This window comes from Silvibacterium acidisoli (assembly GCA_022870745.1).
Classification (GTDB): Bacteria; Acidobacteriota; Terriglobia; order Terriglobales; family Acidobacteriaceae; genus Silvibacterium.
This window is the reverse complement of record CP085323.1, coordinates 1,243,358-1,263,716: the sequence shown is the minus strand read 5'-3', so window position 1 is coordinate 1,263,716 and position 20,359 is coordinate 1,243,358. Positions and strand designations below refer to the sequence as shown.

General features: G+C 58.8%; 15 protein-coding genes. 11 read left to right on the top strand and 4 right to left on the bottom strand.

What is annotated here, in order from left to right; all coding sequences use genetic code 11:
• Window positions 1-133: 133 nt before the first annotated feature.
• Complete coding sequence (locus tag LJD29_RS05080; protein ID WP_446744671.1) at window positions 134-616, bottom strand: Hsp20/alpha crystallin family protein; 483 nt, start codon at window positions 614-616, stop codon at window positions 134-136.
• A 329-nt stretch (window positions 617-945) separates the two neighbouring features.
• On the opposite strand from LJD29_RS05080, the gene ribH reads away from it, so the two are divergent.
• From ribH to LJD29_RS05040, 8 genes are all read left to right on the top strand, one after another.
• Complete coding sequence (gene ribH, locus LJD29_RS05075; RefSeq protein ID WP_446744670.1) at window positions 946-1,821, top strand: 6,7-dimethyl-8-ribityllumazine synthase; 876 nt, start codon at window positions 946-948, stop codon at window positions 1,819-1,821.
• Window positions 1,818-2,246 (top strand): transcription antitermination factor NusB, encoded by a 429-nt coding sequence (gene nusB / locus LJD29_RS05070; RefSeq protein ID WP_446744669.1) that lies wholly within the window; start codon window positions 1,818-1,820, stop codon window positions 2,244-2,246. The genes ribH and nusB overlap by 4 nt, the downstream gene beginning before the upstream one ends.
• 173 nt (window positions 2,247-2,419) lie before the next feature.
• Complete coding sequence (locus LJD29_RS05065) at window positions 2,420-2,977, top strand: hypothetical protein (RefSeq protein ID WP_446744668.1); 558 nt, start codon at window positions 2,420-2,422, stop codon at window positions 2,975-2,977.
• A 100-nt stretch (window positions 2,978-3,077) separates the two neighbouring features.
• Entirely contained in the window at window positions 3,078-6,011 is a 2,934-nt protein-coding gene (locus LJD29_RS05060) for an FAD-binding and (Fe-S)-binding domain-containing protein (protein WP_446744667.1), read from the top strand.
• A gap of 244 nt (window positions 6,012-6,255) precedes the next feature.
• Window positions 6,256-7,236, top strand: coding sequence for an OmpA family protein (locus LJD29_RS05055; RefSeq protein WP_446744666.1), 981 nt, complete (start codon window positions 6,256-6,258; stop codon window positions 7,234-7,236).
• Window positions 7,237-7,344: 108 nt separating this feature from the next.
• Window positions 7,345-8,007, top strand: a complete 663-nt coding sequence (locus tag LJD29_RS05050) for a DUF4230 domain-containing protein (protein WP_446744665.1) — start codon at window positions 7,345-7,347, stop codon at window positions 8,005-8,007.
• A 25-nt stretch (window positions 8,008-8,032) separates the two neighbouring features.
• Complete coding sequence (gene kdsA, locus LJD29_RS05045; protein WP_446744664.1) at window positions 8,033-8,851, top strand: 3-deoxy-8-phosphooctulonate synthase; 819 nt, start codon at window positions 8,033-8,035, stop codon at window positions 8,849-8,851.
• A gap of 260 nt (window positions 8,852-9,111) precedes the next feature.
• Window positions 9,112-12,543, top strand: a complete 3,432-nt coding sequence (locus LJD29_RS05040) for a TonB-dependent receptor (protein ID WP_446744663.1) — start codon at window positions 9,112-9,114, stop codon at window positions 12,541-12,543.
• Between the two features lie 69 nt (window positions 12,544-12,612).
• Here LJD29_RS05040 and pyrG read toward each other — a convergent pair whose 3' ends face one another.
• Both pyrG and LJD29_RS05030 read right to left on the bottom strand, forming a co-directional pair.
• A complete protein-coding gene (gene pyrG, locus LJD29_RS05035; RefSeq protein ID WP_446744662.1) occupies window positions 12,613-14,256 on the bottom strand; it encodes a CTP synthase in 1,644 nt (547 codons plus the stop codon).
• Window positions 14,257-14,409: 153 nt separating this feature from the next.
• A complete protein-coding gene (locus LJD29_RS05030) occupies window positions 14,410-15,396 on the bottom strand; it encodes a hypothetical protein (protein WP_446744661.1) in 987 nt (328 codons plus the stop codon).
• 151 nt (window positions 15,397-15,547) lie between these two features.
• On the opposite strand from LJD29_RS05030, the gene LJD29_RS05025 reads away from it, so the two are divergent.
• The 3 genes from LJD29_RS05025 to LJD29_RS05015 are packed head-to-tail and all read left to right on the top strand — an operon-like array spanning window position 15,548 to window position 19,039.
• Window positions 15,548-16,393, top strand: coding sequence for a DUF1003 domain-containing protein (locus tag LJD29_RS05025; RefSeq protein ID WP_446744660.1), 846 nt, complete (start codon window positions 15,548-15,550; stop codon window positions 16,391-16,393).
• 9 nt (window positions 16,394-16,402) lie between these two features.
• A complete protein-coding gene (locus LJD29_RS05020; protein ID WP_446744659.1) occupies window positions 16,403-18,016 on the top strand; it encodes a tannase/feruloyl esterase family alpha/beta hydrolase in 1,614 nt (537 codons plus the stop codon).
• Window positions 18,017-18,037: 21 nt separating this feature from the next.
• Window positions 18,038-19,039, top strand: a complete 1,002-nt coding sequence (locus LJD29_RS05015; RefSeq protein WP_446744658.1) for a hypothetical protein — start codon at window positions 18,038-18,040, stop codon at window positions 19,037-19,039.
• 134 nt (window positions 19,040-19,173) lie between these two features.
• Here LJD29_RS05015 and LJD29_RS05010 read toward each other — a convergent pair whose 3' ends face one another.
• On the bottom strand, window positions 19,174-20,259 hold the full coding sequence (locus LJD29_RS05010; protein WP_446744657.1) for a sensor domain-containing diguanylate cyclase: 1,086 nt from the start codon (window positions 20,257-20,259) through the stop codon (window positions 19,174-19,176).
• Window positions 20,260-20,359 lie beyond the last annotated feature (100 nt).

The following is a 20,359-nucleotide window of genomic DNA, read 5'->3' as shown; positions in this document are numbered from 1 at the left end:
GGCCTCCAGCGAATTCGCTCGCTTACATTCTTTCTCTTACAAATACCTGTTCAAACTTCGTTCGTTTGGATGTTCGAAAGCAGCGCACAGATTTCATTCCATGCGCCGCTTTCTCCATCCTTGAAGCTGCTGCTTACGCCGCCGGCTGATTCTCGACCCTGGGAGCCGCGCTGCCTACCTCTACCTTGATCTGGCGGGGTTTGGCTTCAGCGCGCTTCTCGACCTCGACACGCAGCACACCGGCATCATAATCGGCCTTTACCTGCTCGGTGTTGAGCGTGTTCGGCAGGGTAAAGGAGCGGTAGAAGCTTCCATAGCGGCGCTCAATGCGGTGGAAGTTCTCCTGCTTCTCTTCTTTCTCGAACTTGCGCTCGCCGCGCACGGTCAGGGTGTGGTTGTCGAGCTGAATGTCGATCTCTTCGCGCTTCAGCCCAGGGACTTCCAGTTTCAGAACGACCTTGTGCTCGTCCTCATAAACATCGACAGGGGGAACGAAGGCAGCCGCCACGACCGGGTCAGTGCCTGCCTGCGACTGGTTGAAGTCCTGGAAGAGCGAGTTCAAGCGGTTCTGCAGCGAAACGACATCACGATAAGGGGCAAAACGGGTGATAGCCATGGTTCATTTCCTCCGAAGCTGTGTAGTTTGCCGGCCGGGAGACCGGCTTGCATTTGATCTGATGAGGACTGTAGCGCGAAAGATGCATAAAACATGAGCGTCTTATTATCAACTTTATAAATTGCTGACACTGCTGGGTTTGTTGCCGCACGATCTTTTTCAGCGGTGGTTTTGTCTCGACAGTCGGACTTTTACCCGAAGCTGGTCACGGGATCAGGCTTCACCGCGATTGCCCCGAAATCGAAGCTGGGGCAGAGGGCTTTAAAGTGACACCAAAAAGACACTGTGTCTCAACACTGCAGATGCCGTCCTGATACCTTTAAAGAGTCATGATTAAAGGCATTACTCTCGTACGACCTGCGAGCTCTCCCGCTGTTTACGACACGCTGGTGAGCTTCTTCGCGGCACTTGGTTTTGAAGACGGCCAGTCCTGGAACAGGGAGGGAGACCGCGGACGCCCATTCCTGGCTCCGCTCGGCAATCTTGAGTTCGTGGATGGCATGAAGCAGGGTGCAACCGATACCTGGATCGAGGTCACGCAACTCGATGCCGTGCGTGGCGTGATCGAGCACTGGCTTGCCACCAACTTGAGCGCTGCCGAAGCGCCGAAGCGCATCTCGGAGACGGCGGAAACCTTCTGGAAGTCCCGTGTTTTCACCGCTGAGCCGGTTCCGGGCATCGTGTACGCCTTCTGGGAATGGGACGAGCCGCTCCGGGGCAAGCCGGTGGCGCTTGCTGGCGACCTATCTGCTGAAGGGGCGAAATTCGCCATCATCGTAGCCCGCTGGAACTCGGTGATCACAGATCGCCTGCTCGAGGGCGCGCTTGACTGCCTCTACCGCAGCGGCGCCCGTAAGGACGAAGTCCATATCCTCCGCGTACCCGGCGCATGGGAGATTCCTGCCGCAGCCCGCAAGGTGGCCGAAACCAAGCTGGTCGATGCGGTAATTACTCTCGGCGTACTGCTGCGCGGCGAAACCGCCCACTACGAGGCCATCTATAACGAAGTCTCGCGCGGCATCGGGCAATCGCAACAGGAGACGGGAATTCCCCATGCGTTTGGCGTGTTGACCTGCGAGACGTTGGAGCAGGCGCTTGACCGGGCCGGGCTGAAGGCGGGAAACAAGGGATTCGAGGCGGCCTCGGCGGCCATCGAGATGGTGTCGCTCAACCGCAAGATCGACCAGAAAGTGGCGTCCGAATGAGCGTCGTAGGCAAGCGGCGCAAGAGCCGCGAACTCGCCATGCAGATGCTTTTCCAGTCGGACATCGGCAAGCAGAATCCGGACGAGGTGCGCAGCACCTTCTGGCAGGCCCGTGAAGACGTCGAAGACGAGGCCCGCGGTTTTGCCGAAGACATCTTCCGCGTGGCCGTGGCTCGCGAGGAAGAGATCGATCAGACGATCGAGAGCCACTCGGCAAACTGGAAGCTGACGCGCATGTCGGCGGTCGATCGTAACGTTCTACGCATGGCCGTGGCGGAGATGATCGGCTTCCCCGGAACGCCGCACCAGATCGTCATTAACGAGGCACTCGAGATCGCCAAGCGCTACTCGGCGCCAGAGTCGATCAATTTCCTCAACGGCGTGCTCGATGCGATCGGGAAAGAGCGGCTGAACGCGAAGGGATAGATTCCGGGCTGGAGTCTGCTTCTCTAAAGGATTGTCATTCCGAAGTTCATTCGGAATGACAATCCTTAATTCGGAAAGCTAACCGGCACACCGGCTGAACCTTCCATCACCGGCCGCAGCGCTGCTTCCTCCCCTGTTATGCTGAATCTGCTCAGCATTTCCGCACTCGTCTGATGAAAAGATTCGTAACTATTCCCTGCACCCTGGCCTTTGCAATCGCCCTTGTCGCCTGTGGGCATGGCAACCAGAACCCTCCGGTAAACGCCACACCTGCATCGACCCCGCAGCAGGCGAAGGCTGCTGCCACGGCGCGTTCGAACGATCGTGACCAACTCGACCAGATCCCTCCGCCATCGAAGACGCGTTACCTGGCGATTCATACGAAGGAGAGCTGGGGCAATCCTTTCCTGATCGTCGGCAAGAAAAACCTGACGCTGCGCATCATGTATCCCGAGGGACCGAAGAGCGATGTGCTGAGCGGCAGCATGATGCATCCGGCTGATGCCCGCAAGCGCGAGCTGGTGATCCGCCTCTCCGATCTGCCCGAGGCGTTGGCTGCGCTCCCCGAGGACGCGTGGCCTTACGGGCGCGTGGTGGCTGTCGATGAGGATTCGATGGCGCTGCGTGCCGATCGCGTTCCGGTGCGCCGCAATGTTGAGGCGACCATCAACGCATTGAACGACCTCGGCGTAGTGGTATACGAGTGGCCGGGCTCGGGACTCATTCACTAGCAGACGCCGCCATGCATCGTCGCTTTGAGCCAGGACGAACCGGGCGGCCAGCGAGGCTTGAGGAAATGAGATCGAGCCTGGAAACGATAGGGATTCGCCTGTGAATACCGGTTTCTCCATTCTGAACAACAAGCATCCGCATGAGTCTTTTTCGGCGGCGCGCGAACTCGAATCGCGGCTCGCCGGACGCATTCGCGGCGAAGTCCGATTCGATGCGGGCTCGCGGGCGCTATACTCCACTGACGGTTCCAACTATCGCCAGACACCGATCGGTATAGTGCTGCCGCGCGATATCGCCGATGTGCAGGCGACCATGGAGATCTGCCGCGAGCTGGGCGCTCCGGTGCTCTCACGCGGCGGCGGTACCAGCCTCGCGGGCCAGTGCTGCAACGTAGCCGTCGTCCTGGATTTCTCGAAGTACATGCGCAACATCGTGTCTCTCGACCCCGAGTCGCGGCTGGCAGTGGTCGAGCCGGGTATCGTACTTGACCGGGTGAGGGAAGCAGCCGAACGGCATGAGCTGACCTTCGCGCCCGATCCTGCGACGCATTCACGCTGCACGCTGGGCGGCATGATCGGCAACAACTCCTGCGGTACTCATGCACTGATGGGCGGCAAGACGGTCGACAATATTCACTCGCTCGACATTCTGCTTTATGACGGCACGCGCATGACCGTGGGCAAGACCAGCGACGAGGAGTTTTCCCGCATCGTCTCGGCTGGCGGCCGCAAGGGCCAGATCTATGCCGGACTCGCACGCATCCGCGACCGGTACGGGAAGCTGGTTCGCGAGCGCTTTCCCGACATTCCTCGCCGCGTTTCCGGCTATAACCTCGACGAGTTGCTGCCCGAAAATGGATTTCACGTCGCGCGAGCGCTGGTAGGCAGCGAAGGAACCTGCGTCACCATTCTGAACGCAACGCTCGATCTCAAACCGAGTCCGCAGTGCCGCCGGCTGGTCGTCGTGGGTTTTCCCGACGCATTCGTTGCTGCCGATCATGTACCGAAGATTCTCGAGCACAACCCCATCGGCCTTGAAGGTTTCGATTCCACGCTGACCGGCTACATGCGTCTTAAAGGCCTCGCGCTCGATGACATCAAGCTGTTGCCGCCAGGCGATGGATTCCTGTTGGTAGAGTTCGGCGCGTGGAATGAAACCGACGTGCTGGAACAGGCTGAGCGCTTCATCGCCGACATGAACACCCTGCCATCGCGCCCCTCGACGCGGCTTTACTCCGAGGCCGAGGCTCCGCACGTCTGGCATGTGCGCGAATCGGCACTGGGCGCAACGGTCTTCGTTCCCGGGCAGGCGCACCACTGGGAGGGCTGGGAAGATTCCGCCGTTCCTCCAGCCCAGCTCGGTTCCTACTTGCGCCAGCTCTACAAGCTGATGGACAGCTACGGCTACGACAGCGCCATGTACGGCCACTTCGGCCAGGGCTGCGTGCACATGCGCATCAACTTCGATCTTGAATCCACGCAGGGCATCGCGAAGTATCGCGAGTTCATAGATAAAGCCACAGACATCGTGATCGCGCACGGAGGCTCCATCTCCGGTGAACACGGAGACGGGCAGTCCCGCGCGGCGCTGTTGCCGAAGATGTTCGGACCGGAGCTGATGCAGGCCTTCCAGGAGTTCAAGGCGCTCTGGGATCCGACGAACAGCATGAACCCCGGCAAGTTGATCGACCCGGTTGCTGTCTACGACCCCACGGAGAACCTTCGCCTCGGTGCTGGATACGAAGCGCATCCCCGCGAGACCTTCTTCCAGTTTCCCGACGACAAAGGGTCGCTCTCCGAAGCTACCCTGCGTTGTGTCGGCGTCGGAGCATGCCGCAAGGCCGAAGCAGGAACCATGTGCCCCAGCTACATGGCCACGCAGGAAGAGCAGCACTCCACGCGCGGCCGCGCTCACCTGCTCTGGGAGATGCTCGACGGGGATCTGCTCTCGAAAGGCAACGCGGCCGACTGGCAGAACGAGGCTGTGCACGAAGCACTCGACCTCTGCCTGTCATGCAAGGCCTGCAAGAACGAGTGCCCGGTCAACGTGGATATGGCCACGTACAAGTCGGAGTTCCTTGCGCACTACTACGACGGCCATCGCCGTCCGTTGCGCCACTATGCATTTGGATTCATGGACAAGTGGGCGCGCATGGCTTCAGCGATCCCCGGCGTCACGCCGCAACTGGCCAATCTGCCGATGTCGATACCCGGCTTGAGCCATGCCATCAAAGCGGTTCTGGGCATCGCTCCTGAGCGGACGCTGCCTCGCTTTGCGCCGCGGAGCTTCAGCAGCTTTTTCAAGGGTTCAAAAGCAGAGAACAAGCCGCCCGTACTGCTTTGGCCGGATACGTGGAACAACTACTATCATCCGCAGACGCTCGGCTCGGCACAATCGGTGCTTACGACAGCCGGGTTCGATGTTCGCGCCCCGAAAGGGCATGTCTGCTGCGGCCGTCCGCTCTATGATTTTGGATTCCTGAAGGAGGCCCGCGAATACCTCGTGAAGATCATGGGCTCGCTCTCCGATGAAATTGAAAGCGGCATGCCGATCGTCTTCCTGGAACCCTCCTGCGCCAGCGTCTTTCGCGATGAGTTGATCAACTTCTTTCCGAACGATCCGAAGGCGAAACGGCTCCGCGAGCAGACGTACCTGCTCAGCGACTTCCTGCTGCGCCATGCGCCCGGCTACAAACCCGAGCACCTGGCAGGAAAGTCCGTACTGCTGCACGGTCACTGTCATCAGAAATCCGCGACCAAGATGGCATCGGAGCGCGAGCTTCTCTCGCGCGGCGGAGCGGAGGTCACAGTGCTCGATTCCGGCTGCTGCGGCATGGCGGGCCCATTCGGTTTTGAGGCGGAGAAGTTTGAGATCTCGCAAAGCCTCGCGGAGCGCCGGCTGCTGCCTGCCTTCCGAACTGCTCCAGAAGACACGTTGCTGGTCAGCGACGGCTTCAGCTGCCGCGAACAGGTCTCGCAGAACCGCGTCCGGCCTGCTCGGCACCTGGCGGAAGTTCTTGATAACAACCGCTAAAAGCTCTCCGGCGGGCAAATTTTTCCCGCCTGAAACAAGGTAAATTTTTCATCCCGCCAAAATTACACGCCCGGCCCCCTAGGGCGTGTACCCAAACCGTTCTTCTATCTTTTTAAAAATAAACAACTTAATAATTATCTCGATGGCCATCAGGTTTGGCCCTCGAACTGCACTACTAGCCGCGTACAGGATGCTGCGCAGCTTCCGTAACATGCGTCAAAAGACCATGCGAAGGAAAGCACAAATGACAAAACAGAACGTAGAAAAAACGATTCGAATGAAGTCACTTTCCACATCTCCGGCGATTGCGGCGCTGCTTGTTGCAGCCAGCCTGGGATGCCCTGCATTTGCCCAGTCGAACCAGTCAGCCCCCGCACAGGTACAGACCGGCGCGTCGAACGGTGGAAGCTCCACCGGCACCGCAAGCTCAAACCCGGGTGATAACAGCACCTATGCCACCGGGCAGCCGCTCTCAACCAAGTCGAATGAAGGCTTCTGGGGACACATGAATCCCCTCGCCCGCAAGAAGTGGGTAAAAAGGCAGATTGATCCGGTCAAAGACCGTCTCAATGAACTCGATCAGCTGCAGGCAAAGAACGCCAACGACATTAAGGATGTAGATGGCCGCGCCCAGGCTGGTATCCATCAGGCGCAGTCGACCGCCGATCAGGCAAATACTACTGCGGTCGCAGCCAACTCGATGGCGGGTCAGGCGAATCAAACCGCCCAGCAGGCGAGCGCCCAGACGGCAAAGCTGAACACCACGGTTTCGAACATCGACCAGTATCAGAAGGTCAACGACACAGAAATCCGCTTCCGTCCCGGTCAGACTGTACTGAATGCCAAGGCGAAGGATGCCTTGGATCAGATCGCAACCCAGCTGCAGGGTCAGAAGGGTTATGTGGTTGAGATTGCCGGTTATTCGCGTACCCGTGGACAGGCCGGAATCCAGAACTCGGAACATATGGCAGATGCGGTCAAGCGCTATCTTGCCGAGCATCAGGTGCCGGTCTATCGCATTCACCAGGTTGCGATGGGCAACGCCAAAATCGATGATTCGAGCAGCGTACCCAGCGGTAGTGTTGTCCGCGTGACGCTTCTCCAAAACAGTTTAGCGGCCTTGAACTCGTCATCTTCGGATGCCGGTTCGCCGATTGGTGCGACGCAGCAGTCTTCCGCGCAGCCCTCCCCTCAGGGTGCTGCGTCGCAACCAGCGGTTCGATAAAAACTAGACCATAAGGTCCGCAACCAAGCTCTCACACAACGAGAGAACCAAGGCAGATTGGCCCCTCACCTGAGGGGCCGTTTTTTTTCTGCCTGCATCTAAATCAACGTGAACACGGTTGCCACACCCTCCGATCGCAAGCCGCGCCGTTCGCGCGTGTGGACAGCGCTGCTGCTCGTGCTCTTTGGCCTGCTCGTCGGTTTTGGTCTGCTGCTGTTCTTCGTGCGCGCAGCGACGCATGGCATCTGGGACCGCGTAGCGACCGACATAACCGGCCGCACGCTTCGCATCGATAGCACTGCGCCAACGATCGTCGATAAGATCCAGCGCCTGCAGCGGCTCGAGACCGTCACCTACACCATGGATAAGGTCGTCGAAGGCGACCGCTCGAACAGTATTCTTCCGGACTTCCTGGTGGGAGACCGGCTGCTGCTTTCCGTTCACGGCGAAGCTATTGCCGGCGTCGATCTAGGCGCGCTCAAGCCATCGGACGTAAGCGTAGACGGCAAGACTGTGCATGTTCACCTGCCGCCCGCGCAGATTTTTGTGACCGCACTCGATAACGGCAAGACGAAGGTCTACTCACGCTCGACAGGCCTGTTCGTGCCTGCCGATCCGAACCTCGAAAGCGAAGTGCGCGCCAAGGCTCAGCAGGAGTTGCAGAATTCGGCCCAGCAAGCCGGCATCCTCGACATGGCGCACAAAAATGCTGCGGCCACAGTTACGAAACTGATCCTGACATTCGGCTTCGACCAGGTGCAGGTCGACTGACCCCGCGCTGTGATTCAATAAGAGGGTGAGTTCTTCTTTCGAGATTGGCCCTGTCCCTGTTGGTTCCGGCAAGCTGTTTCTGATTGCCGGCCCCTGCGTTATTGAAAGTGAAGCGCACGTGCGCAAGATGGCCGATGCGATTCAGCGCATCACCTCTGACCTGGGCGTTCCGTACATCTTTAAGGCTTCCTACGATAAGGCGAATCGCACCTCGGTAAAGAGCTTCCGCGGCCCCGGCATTCACGAGGGCATCGCAATCCTGCGCCGTCTGCGCGAAGCAACAGGGCTTCCGACGCTGACCGATGTTCACGAGCCCGGGCACTGCGCGATCGCAGCCGAGGGTGTGGATGTGCTGCAGATTCCGGCCTTTCTCTGCAGGCAGACTGACCTGCTTGTCGCCGCAGCGGAGACCGGCCGCGCCGTCAACGTGAAGAAGGGCCAGTTCGTCGCTCCAGGAGACATGAAGCACGCTGTGGAGAAGGTGACAGACAGCGGCAACTCACGCGTCTTTCTCACCGAGCGTGGAACTACTTTCGGCTACAACAACCTTGTCGTCGATATGCGTTCGCTCGCCATCATGCGCAAGCTCGCGCCCGTCGTCTTTGACGGAACGCATTCGGTGCAGACACCTTCGGCGGCGAATGGAGTTTCCGGTGGCCAGCCGGAATTTATTCCGCTGCTCGCACGCGCCGCGGTGGCTGCAGGAGTGGACGGAATTTTCCTCGAGGTGCATGACAACCCGGCAGAGGCAAAGTCCGACGGAGCCAATGCACTCGACCTCAAGAATCTGAAGCCGGTTCTTGAAAGCCTGCTTGCAATTCAGACGGCGCTATCTCCCCGGTAGCGCCCGCCATAAACATCATTTATTGAGCCCAGCGGCTCGCTTCTATTCGGTCCGTCCGGACCGCAAAACTTCCTTGTAATGTTCTATTCATCTGGCCTATTATTGGCCAAACCAACTACGGGCATTGCTGGAAATTGCATGTCCTCGGCCCCGCATCGCTGTGGCTATATGCGACGCTAGACCATCCAACCTCGATCCCACGGCACTTCCTCGGGCTCAATCAATAAGGGTTTCAATCGAATTAATACGTTGAGGATTTCGTGATCAAAAACATTTTCCATCTCTGCGTTATTTTTGTGGCCAGTGTCCTGTTCTGTACTTCGGGGTTTTCCCAGGAAGTGCAAGGCACCATCAGCGGTACCGTCAGCGACCAGTCCGGCGCAGTCGTAAGCGGCGCAAAGGTCGTTATCCATCGTGTCGATACCGATACCGACGAGCGCACGGTTATGACCGATGGGAGCGGAAACTATACTGCTACCAACATCCCGCCTTCGAACTACACCGTGACGGTGACGGCCTCCGGTTTCAAAGCGTTCACGGCGAAGAATGTAACCGTCAATGTGTCACAAAAGCTGAACGTAAGCGCCCAGCTTCAGGCCGGTGCTGCGACGGAAACGGTTACGGTCGAGGAGAATCCTATCTCCCTGCAGACCGAAACCGCGGCTCAGTCTACAACGATTACCGGCACGCAGGTACGTGAGCTCGAGCTCAACAACCGCAACTTTGAGCAGTTGGTTACGTTGCAGCCGGGTGTAGTGAATAACCTGGGCGACGAGCCCGGATACGGACTGAACAGCACCACCGATGTGTCAGTGAACGGTGTGCGTGGAACCGGCAACAACTGGACGGTTGACGGCGCCGACATCAACGACAGCGGATCGAACGGCACGCTCCTCAATATTCCCAGCGTCGATGCGATCCAGGAGTTCACTCTCGAGCGCAGTCAGTACGATGCTTCCTTCGGCCGCAGCGCCGGTGCACAGGTAATGGTGGCAACGAAGGCCGGAACCCGCGAATTCCACGGCGATGCGTACGAGTTCGTTCGCAATGACTGGTTCAACGCGAACACCTTCCTCGCGAATGCCAGCGATCAGCCGCGCGCCGTCGAACGTTACAATAACTTCGGCTTCACGATCGGTGGACCGCTCTACATTCCGAAGGTCTACAACACCAACAAGGACAAGACGTATTTCTTCTGGTCGGAAGAGTGGCGCAAGGTCTCTTCGCCGAACACGATCGATATTCCCGCAGCTTCGCCCGCAATGCTCAACGGTCTGGTTGCTGGCCAGGTAAGCGCTCCTGCAGGCTGTGCTGTTTATACGAAGGCGACCGACACGACGCAGATCAATCCCGCCTGCTTCAGCGCGAATGCAAAGGTTTATATCTCGAACATTCTGAGCAAATTCACTGCGAACAATGCGGTCAGCGATGCGACAGGCGGCAACTACATTTCCACTTATTCGGCGCTGAACAATTTCCGCCAGGATATTGTTCGCTTCGATTACGACATCACTTCGAAGCTCAAGTTCTACGCGCGTTACATGAAGGACACGATTCCTTCGAATGTTCCCACTGGACTCTGGGGTGGCAATAACTTCCCGGGCGTGGTGAACGTGGCGCTGCAGGTTCCCGGTACCAATGCGGTCGGCAACCTCAGCTATGTGATTTCTCCGACCATGGTGAACGAATTCGAGTTTGCCTATTCTGAAGGCGGCATCGAGTCCGCGCTCTCCGGTGCTGCTGTCGACCAGAGCATCATCAGCCAGTTGAGCAACAACTTCGCCTATAACGATCCCTACAGCCGCCTGCCCAGCATCAACATCACTGGCTACACCGGTGTCTCAGAAGGGTCATCGCCCTACCACGAAGCGAACCTTGATCGGAATATCTTCGACAACTTTACCTGGACGCTGCACAACCACACCATCCGCGCTGGTGCGACTGTGCAGTGGATGCTCAAGTCCGAAAATTCTTCGGGTGGAGATTCGTCCTTCACGTTCAACAGCTTCGGTGACTTCCTCGTCGGCAATGTTGCGCTGTATCAGCAGAACAACCGCGATATCATTCCCGATCTTCGTTACAAGAACTTCGAAGCTTATGTGCAGGATGACTGGAAGGTCACGCCGCGCCTGACGCTAAACCTGGGTATGCGCTATAGCTATTTCCCTGGTCCAAGCGACTATGCCAACACGCTCAGCAACTTCTCGCCGGCTCTGTTCAACGCCGCGAAGGCCCCGCTGCTCGATGGCACGGGAAGTTTTGTTGCCGGTCAGTCTGTAGTGCCTGCGACTTATACCAACGGTCTTATCTTCCCGACAGGCAGCGCCTGCACGCAGGCTCAGTCCATTGCTCCGCTCACCAGCTGCTCGCCTTACGGGTCTGGTGTGAACCCGAACTCGAATCTTAACTTTGCTCCGCGAGTCGGCTTCGCTTACACGGTCGATAACACCGGACGCACCGTTCTCCGCGGCGGTTTTGGAATTTTCTACGACCGCACCCTGAACGGCATGTGGGAGCAGAACGCTTTCACCAATCCTCCGTTGGTACAGCAGGCCTATGTCCAGAACACCACGTTCGACAATCCGCTCGGTGTGGCTGGCTCAGCTCCTCTTGGACCACAGGCGATCGAAACCACTGGTACCCCCGACCTAAAGGTTCCTTCTTACAACACATACAACCTCTCGGTACAGCAGGCGATTGATCGTGCGACGACCTTCGAAATCGCGTACGTCGGATCGCAGGGGCGTCACCTGCTGGGTGAAGTCGATCGCAATCAGCCGACGCTGGCAGCCCGCGAAGCGAACCCTGACGTAAACGTGAATGATGTGCGCCCTTACCTCGGCTACAACTACATCAAGAACCGCTTCACCGGATTCACCAGCAATTACAATTCGCTGCAGCTCTCGATCAACCATCACGTAGCAAATGGGCTCACGATCGGTGCTTCCTATACCTGGTCGAGAACGCTGGGTGATGCCGAAGCTGATCGCGATATCGCGGCCAACAACACTTACAACCTCCACGATAGCTACGGCCCAACCTCATTCAATGAGCCTCAGATCTTCGTGGTGAACTACGTTTACGACCTGCCCTTCTTCAAGGAGCAGCATGGACTGCTTGGCCATACGCTCGGCGGTTGGGAGGTTTCCGGCATTACGACGGTTGAGTCGGGTATGTCGAATACGATCACGCAGTCGAATGATCCCTTCGCTTGCCCCAACACCAGCGCTACAACCGGAGCCTGCGTTGCACTAACGGATGATCAGGGAAATGTAACTGTGCCGATTCCTCCGGGCACCTATCCGGGCGGTCTCGGTATGGGAACCTCGGGTGATGGTTCCGTTCAGATTCGCGCAGATCAGGCAGGTCCTGTGCACCTGAGCAAGAAACTGAATGCTGCAACGAATGAGTGGATCGCCCCAACCTCCTTCACCACGGCGTCTGCCCATTTCGGAAGCTCGCGTGTCGGCAGCGTCTATGGTCCCGGCGAGCAGAACTGGGACATCGGCGCGATGAAGAACGTGAAGTTTGCAGAGCGTTACAGCCTGCAGATTCGCGGCGAATTCTTCAACGCCTTCAACCACACCAATCCCTCGGGATTCGATACCAGCGTATCGGACTCGACCTTCGGACAAGTCACTGCGACGCATAACCCGCGCGAAATTCAGCTCGGTGCGAAGCTGTACTTCTAACCCCAACCAGCACCAAAGCAAAGAGCCTGCGCATTGCGCAGGCTCTTTGCTTTGGTTTGAAACCGCTGGTTAGTTCTTGAGGGCTTCGGTCTGGATTTCCGCCGTAGCCTTCATCTTCGTACGCTGTTTGTAGCTTGCTTTCACAAATCCGCTGAAGAGCGGATGCGGTTCGAGCGGCTTCGACTTGAACTCCGGATGGAACTGGCAGCCGAGGAAGTGCGGGTGATCCGGCAGCTCGACGATCTCGACATAAGTCGAGTCGGGAGTGGTTCCGGTGATGCGCAGTCCCGCGCCGGTCAGCAGCGCTTCGTACTCGCGGTTGAATTCGTAACGGTGACGGTGGCGTTCGCTGATCTCTGCCGTGCCGTAAGCTTCGTAGGCACGCGAACCCGGTGTGAGCACGCAGTTCCATGCGCCGAGACGCATCGTTCCGCCCATCTCTTCGACACCCGTCAATTCGCGCAACTTGTAGATCACGCGATGCGGCGTTGCCGGATCGAATTCGCTGGAGTTCGCGCCGTTCAGCTTGCAGACATTGCGGGCAAACTCGATACAGGCCGTCTGCATGCCAAGGCAGATGCCGAAATAAGGCACCTTGCTTTCGCGTGCGTAACGGATGGCGTTGAGCATGCCCTCGACGCCGCGTTTACCGAAGCCTCCGGGAACGAGGATGCCGTCGAAGTCCTTCAGCTGGTCGCCATAGTTTTCTGTTTCGAGCCCTTCGGCTTCGATCCAGGTCACGCGCAGCTTCAGGTTGTGGGCGAGTGCGCCGTGTGTCAGCGATTCCTTGAGCGACTTGTAGCTGTCCTCGTACTCGACGTACTTGCCGACGATGCCGATCGAGACCTCGTCCTGCGGATTGTAGGAGCGGCGAACGATCTCTTCCCAGCGGCTGAGGTCCGGCTCCTTCGTTTCAAGGTGCAGGTACTTCAGCGTGAGCGCGTCGACGCCCTCGTGCGCGAAGGTCAGCGGGACTTCATAGATGGAGTCGACGTCCTTGGCGGTGACCACGGCCTGCTCTTCGAGGTTGCAGAAGAGAGCGATCTTGCTCTTCATCTCGCGAGGCAGGAAGCGGTCGGTGCGGCAGAGCAGGATATCGGGCTGTATACCGATCGAGAGCATCTCCTTAACGGAGTGCTGGGTCGGCTTGGTCTTCAGCTCCTGGGCAGCGGCGATCCATGGGACCAGGGTGACGTGGACGAAGACCGTGTTTTCGCGGCCAAGCTCCTGGCGCATCTGGCGGATGGCTTCGAGGAAGGGCAGCGATTCGATATCGCCGACGGTGCCGCCGATTTCGACGATGGTGACGTCGTTCGACGACGCGACCTTGCGCATCGCATTCTTGATCTCGTTGGTGACGTGCGGAATCACCTGGACGGTCTTGCCGAGGTAGTCACCGCGGCGTTCCTTGGTGATGATCTGCTCGTAAATACGGCCGGTGGTCAGATTGTTGTCGCGGGTGAGATGCGCGTGGGTGAATCGCTCGTAATGGCCGAGGTCGAGGTCGGTCTCCGCTCCGTCATCGGTCACGAAAACTTCGCCGTGCTGAAACGGCGACATGGTTCCCGGATCGACGTTGAGGTATGGGTCAAACTTCATGAGGTTGACCTTGAGACCGCGGGCCTCGAGCAAACAACCGATGGAGGCCGCAGCCAGACCTTTACCGAGGCTGGACACAACTCCGCCTGTTACAAAAATGTACTTTGAGGACATTTCTGCTGAACCTTCCCTAGATGTCTTTGATTGGCGCTCCAGACGGGCACAATCAAGTATAACTGCCGGAAGCCGTGGGGGAAAGCAGCATTTCCGGTGCAAATTGAAAGCGGCCAGCAAATCTGCTGGCCGCTGCCGGTTTCACTGCCGTGTTTACTGGGCTTTGTAGGTGCTTTTTCCCCAGTGGAAGGAGAGAGTGGCGGTGCAGGCTCCGCTTTGGGCAAAAATCACTGTATCGCCGCTGTCGTGATCCTTGGCGTAAGGGGTGACGGCAGCTGCGAAATGTCCCTTGTCGTCGATCTTGGCGTGCAGCGGTTCCTTTACGCCGTAGGTTTCGGCCCCAAGGTCGAGCTGGGCTGTCGGCTTGAATCCGTCACCTTCCACCAGGACAAGTTCGTTGTCCCGTGATCCTCGAAGCACCTGTAGCTTGCAGCCGTTGTTTTCTGCCGCGACCGGGAACGGTATGGCCTGGGCCTCGGCTCCCTTACGGTCGGGAGCGACCAGAGCGAGTCTTACCGCTTCGCCAGGGGCGGCCGTGGTTTTGATTTCAATCGGCATGTTGATCTGCGTGGTCTTTGCGCAGGAGGGCGCCTGATCGGCAGTAGTCGCGGTCGGAGTGGGCGTCAGGCCGGCATCGGCACAGATTGCCTGGCCCGAAGCATCGATGGTCACATTGTTCATGACCGGATTCACCCTGTCATTGAGCGGCCAGTGCATGAGGGTGAGACGGGTCTGCGGAGTGAATCCGGTTGCCGCCAGCCGGTAGGTAACCTCGGTGCCTGCTGGAGTCTGGTTCCGGTTGACCTCTTTGAGCGTCAGCGAGTAGCCGGGGGTCGAGCCGGGAGGTCCCCAGTTCGCCTGTAGCGTGGCCAGCCGCGCGACGGCTGCGCGGTTGCGGGCGGCCTCGGCCGCGGCCTGTTCTTCGGGCGTGGGCGTATGCGGGTCCGCCGGAAGCGATTCGAGCTTAAGCGGCGGATTCGTCTGATCTGTAGTCTGAGCCGGTGCCGGTTGCGCGGCTGGCTGCTGCTGGGCGGCTGGAGCGGAATCCGATGCAGGAGTCGTTGCGGGACTCTGGGCGAACGAAGCGAAGCAGAGGGGCAGGGTCAGGCTGCCGGCTAGCAGGGCAGATGAAAAACGCATGGTTCGAGGATAAATGAGGTTGTGCTCCTCTGGCAGGCAGCGGCTGTAATCAGGAAGTCATCTTTGCCAGGTATCTATTGCTGTTATCTATAAGTTGTCGGAAGTTTCCTGCCGTGCGACCCTGCAGGAATCCTGACCCAGGGGTTAAACCATGCCATGTGATATCGAAGAATTGAGACACGTACCGCTTTTTGCCCTGCTCGACGATGACGAAATGGCTGTATTGGCGGCGCAGGTCGAGCTACGGAAGTTTGCCCCTCGCCAGCGCATTTACAAGATGGGCGACCCTGGCGACCACGCCTACGTGCTGATCTCCGGGCAGGTGCACGTTTCGACAGTGGACGAAGATCACCAGGAAGTCCTGATCGATCAGCCCGGGCACGGAGATTTTTTTGGCTTCGCCTCGATGCTCGAGCAGACGCCGCACCAGACAAACGCGGTGGCGATCGAAGAAACCATCTGCGTGGAAATCGATCGCCACGACATCTCTGTGTTGCTGCAGCGCAAGCCGCTGGCGGGTATGGATATGCTTGCCGTCCTTGGCCGCCAGTTCCATGCTTCGCAGCATCTTGTCCGCATGCGCGCCAGCCGCAACGCGAATGACATGATCGAGGAAGAATCGACCTGGGGCGAGCGGGTAGCGGACTCGGTCGCCCGCTTCGGCGGTTCGTGGACCTTCATCATCACCTTTGCGGCGGTGCTGTTGGTCTACACCTCCATCAACATCGTGTTGAAGAAGTACTCCTGGGATCCATACCCATTTATTCTGCTCAACCTCTTTCTGTCCATGCTGGCGGCCATCCAGGCACCGGTCATCATGATGAGCCAGAATCGCCAGGACATGAAGGATCGGCTGCGCGGTGAACTGGATTACGACGTGAACCGCCGCGCTGAGGCTGAGATTCAGGGACTTGCCGCCCGTCTCAATACACTGAGCGACAAAATGGGCGATATTGACGACATGCTGCGCCAGCATCTTGAGGCCACGCAGAAATAGGGGTAGGGAATGAGACGAGTTCTGCTGTGCCTTCTGTCGGCGGTTTCCCTGTGCGCTACCGGTTATGCACAGCAGGCTGCTTCCTGTTCGTCGCTCGCCACGCTGCATCTTCCGCACGCCGCTGTACTTGAAGCAAAAGAATTCCCAACGGGCAGCTTCGGCAAAGAGCTTGCCCAAACCAACCCCCAGGCTGCCGCACTGTTCGCAAAGCTGCCACCTTTCTGCCGTGTGACGGTGGAAAGCACTCCGACGCCCGACTCGAAGATCGCCATCGAAGTCTGGATGCCCTTGCAGCATTGGAATGGCAAATTTCGCGGGCAGGGTAATGGTGGATTCGCCGGCTCCATGGCCTACACCTGGCTCGCCTATTCGGTGATGGAAGGCTACGCGACAGCAGCCACCGATGCCGGACACAAGGGCGACAGCACGGATGCGTCGTGGGCTCTGGGGCATCCTGAAAAGGTCATCGACTTCGGCCATCGCGGCGTGCACGAGATGACGACCACAGCCAAGTCCGTGCTCGATGCTTACTACGGTAAGGCCGCATCCCGCTCCTACTTCCTGGCTTGCTCCGATGGCGGTCGCGAAGCCCTGATGGAAGCCCAGCGCTATCCCGCCGATTACGACGGCATCATTGCCGGAGCGCCCGCCTATAACTGGACGAACCTGCTCTCAGGTGGCATGACCAAGACGCAGGCACTCATGCGCACCCCTGAAAGCTTCATCCCGGCCTCGAAGATTCCTGCGATCCACGCTGCCGTGAACGCGGCCTGCGACAAGGCCGATGGCATTGCTGACGGCATTCTGAACGATCCGCGCCAGTGTCATTTCGATCCCGAGGTTCTGCTCTGCAAGGGTGATCCATCTGACGCCTGCCTGACCAGGCCGCAGGTGGACACGCTCAAGTCGCTTTACTCGGCGACGGTCGATGCTTCGGGTAAAGAGCTCTATCCGGCGCATCTGCCCGGTGCCGAAGATGGACCAGGAGGCTGGGGGCCATGGGTTGTCGGCTCCGAGCCCGGCAAGAGCCTCGGCTTTGCCTTCGGAGTGAATTACTTCAAGTACATGGTTTATGAAGATCCCAACTGGGACTACAAGACCTTTCAACTCGCAGACGGCCTGAAGCAGGCAGTCGAGAAGACCGGCGATGCCGTCGATGCGACCAATCCTGACCTCAGTGCCTTCGCGGCAAGAGGAGGCAAGCTGATCCTCTACCACGGCTGGAACGATCCGGCGATCTCGCCGCTGGGCACGCTCGACTATTACCAGAAGGCTGAAGCAGCCAATCCTCATGCCGGCTCCTTCCTGCGGCTCTTCATGGTTCCCGGCATGCAACACTGCACTGGTGGCGACGGGCCGAGCAGCTTCGGGCAGGTCGGCTGGGTGCCCGGAACCGGCCCGAAGGACGCGACGCATAATATGGCTCAGGCGCTCGAAGACTGGGTCGAGAATGGCAAGGCTCCCGAACAGGTCATTGCTGCGAAGATCGAGACCGAAGGCATGGGCAGTCCGCGTATCACCATGACGCGGCCTCTGTGCGCATATCCGAAAGAAGCTCATTATAAGGGCAGCGGAGACGAGTCGGACGCGGCAAACTTCACCTGTGCGCTGCCAAAGAAATAGGCGTTACGATAGACAAGTCGTATGCAACGCCTTCGGCCTATCTTTCTCGCCTGCCTGTTGCTTGCCGGAACCTTGCCGGTTGAGGGCCAGCCCACGCGCCAGAGGCTGGTGCTAAAAGACGGCAGCTACCAGGTGATCACCCAGTATGAGCGCAAGGGCGATCGTGTGCGCTTCTTCAGCGCCGAGCGTGACGACTGGGAAGAGATTCCCGCATCCCTTGTCGATTGGGACGCGACCGCGAAATGGAACCGCCAGCACCAGGCCGGCGACGACTCGGCAGCGCCGGATACCTCGCACTCTGAAGGCATGAGCGAGGCCGCGAAGATCGACGCAGAGGAGCGTGCTTCGCGCGATGCTGAAAACGCACGCATGCCCTTCATCTCGCCGGGGCTGCGGCTGCCCGATGAGACCGGCGTGTGGGCGCTGGACACCTACCAGGGGCAGATCGAGCTGATTCACCTCCCGCAGTCGAATGAAGACCTCAACAAGGCATCCGAGCACAGCATCAAGGCCGCTCCTCTCGTCACATCTGCCGGGGCGCGTGAGGCAGTGCGCATCGAAGGCGGCAGCTCGCGCGTGCAGTTTCACGTAGAGGCTCCGGTCTTCTTCGTCAGCCTTGACGCGCCCCCGGGCGAGGCCGATGAGCCACCGGGGAATGCTCTTACGGTCGACACGCATGGAGCCGCCGAGATTAAGGACAAGAACGCGCACAGCTCGCCCGACAGCCGCTACTTCATCCTGCGCATGAACAGCAGCCACAACCTGCGCACCATCCTCGCGCAGGAGGTTTCCCGCATCGCACAGGCAGGAGCATCGGAAGACATCACCGAGATGAAGAAAGAGATCCTTCCCGGAGGCCGCTGGATGAAGCTGACTCCGAAGAACGCTTTGCTGATCGGCGAGTACGCGCTGTTCGAAGTGCTATCGCCGCAGGATGTGAATCTCGACGTCTGGGCCTTCGGACTGAATCCGCGTGCGAAGGAAAACGGCGATCCGCGCATGCCGTCAGAGACGACACCCTAAAGAGTTTCTTCACGCTGGCTTACCAGCTCAGAGGAAATTGTCATCCCGAATCCCTCACTGCGTTTGGGATGACAACTCAGGACAGGGAGACAATCCCAGATATGGATGACCACTCAAGACAGGTCTAAAACGCGCTAGCGTGGCAGCAGGCCGATGCCGGCGACGGCGACATTGTCACGCGTCGAGTTTTTTACCAGGTACATCATCGCGTCGGCACGCCCTATCAGTTCGTGGACGGCCTCGCCGTCGTCGGGATACGTGGCCACGCCGATGCTGGCTCTGACTTCGAGATCGCTTCCGTTACCGGCAGGGAACCGCAGGTTGCGGAGATGCGAGATGAGCGTCTTCGCAATATCCCGAGAGGCCTCCTTGCCCGTCTCCGGCAGCAGCACGATGAACTCGTCGCCGCCATAGCGGAATACGGAATCGACTTCACGCACGGCGTTGCGCAGCTCCTGCCCCACGTCGGCGAGCAGGCGGCTGCCGGTAAGGTGACCGTAGACATCGTTCACGCGCTTGAAGTGGTCGAGGTCGATGAAGATCAGGCTGAAGCTCGATTGGAAGCGCTTCGCCCGTTCGAGTTCGCTTTCCATCACGCGATATAGGTGGCGCACATTGTAAAGACCGGTGCAGTCATCAGTAATGGTTAGCTCCTGGATGCGTTCTACGGAGCGGGCATTTTCAATCGCGATGGCGGCGTAGTCGCAGAGTACGTGCAGGAAGGAGATTGTGTAGTCGCTGAGCGTGTCGAGTCTGCAGTTGAGCAGCTCGATAACACCCAGCGTGCGCAGTTTGCTGCGCAGCGGCATGCAGATGGCCGAGCGTACGCGCGAAGGCTTCACCTCAATTTTGGACGGTGCTGAAAAGCGCGGATCCTGGCTGACTTCAGGAACGATCAGGCTCTCGCCGTGCTCGGCGACCCATCCGGCGATGCCCTGGCCGACGGGGATGCGCAGGTTGCGAACATCGGCCTCTGTGTGGCCCACGGCGATGATGTAGTAGAGCTCGCGGCGGGTCTCGTCCATAAGCAGCAGCGACCACGTCTCGGGCTCAAAAAACTGTTCCATCTGCTGCATGATGGCGCGCAGAATCGCGTCGCGGTCGAGCGAGGAGGTCAGCGCTCGGGCCACGTTGTGAAAGACGAGAAGATCACGCAGTTGCGGATCTCGCAGTGAAGAAGGTCTCGGATCGCTGGCCATTCCTGATGCTGATTCTGCCACATCGCCGGCATTTCATCATGCTTTGCGTGTGAGGCACTTACGGGATGGCGCGCGCCAGTGGCTGCACAGGGCATTCGAGCGTATGGTAGAAACCAGAATT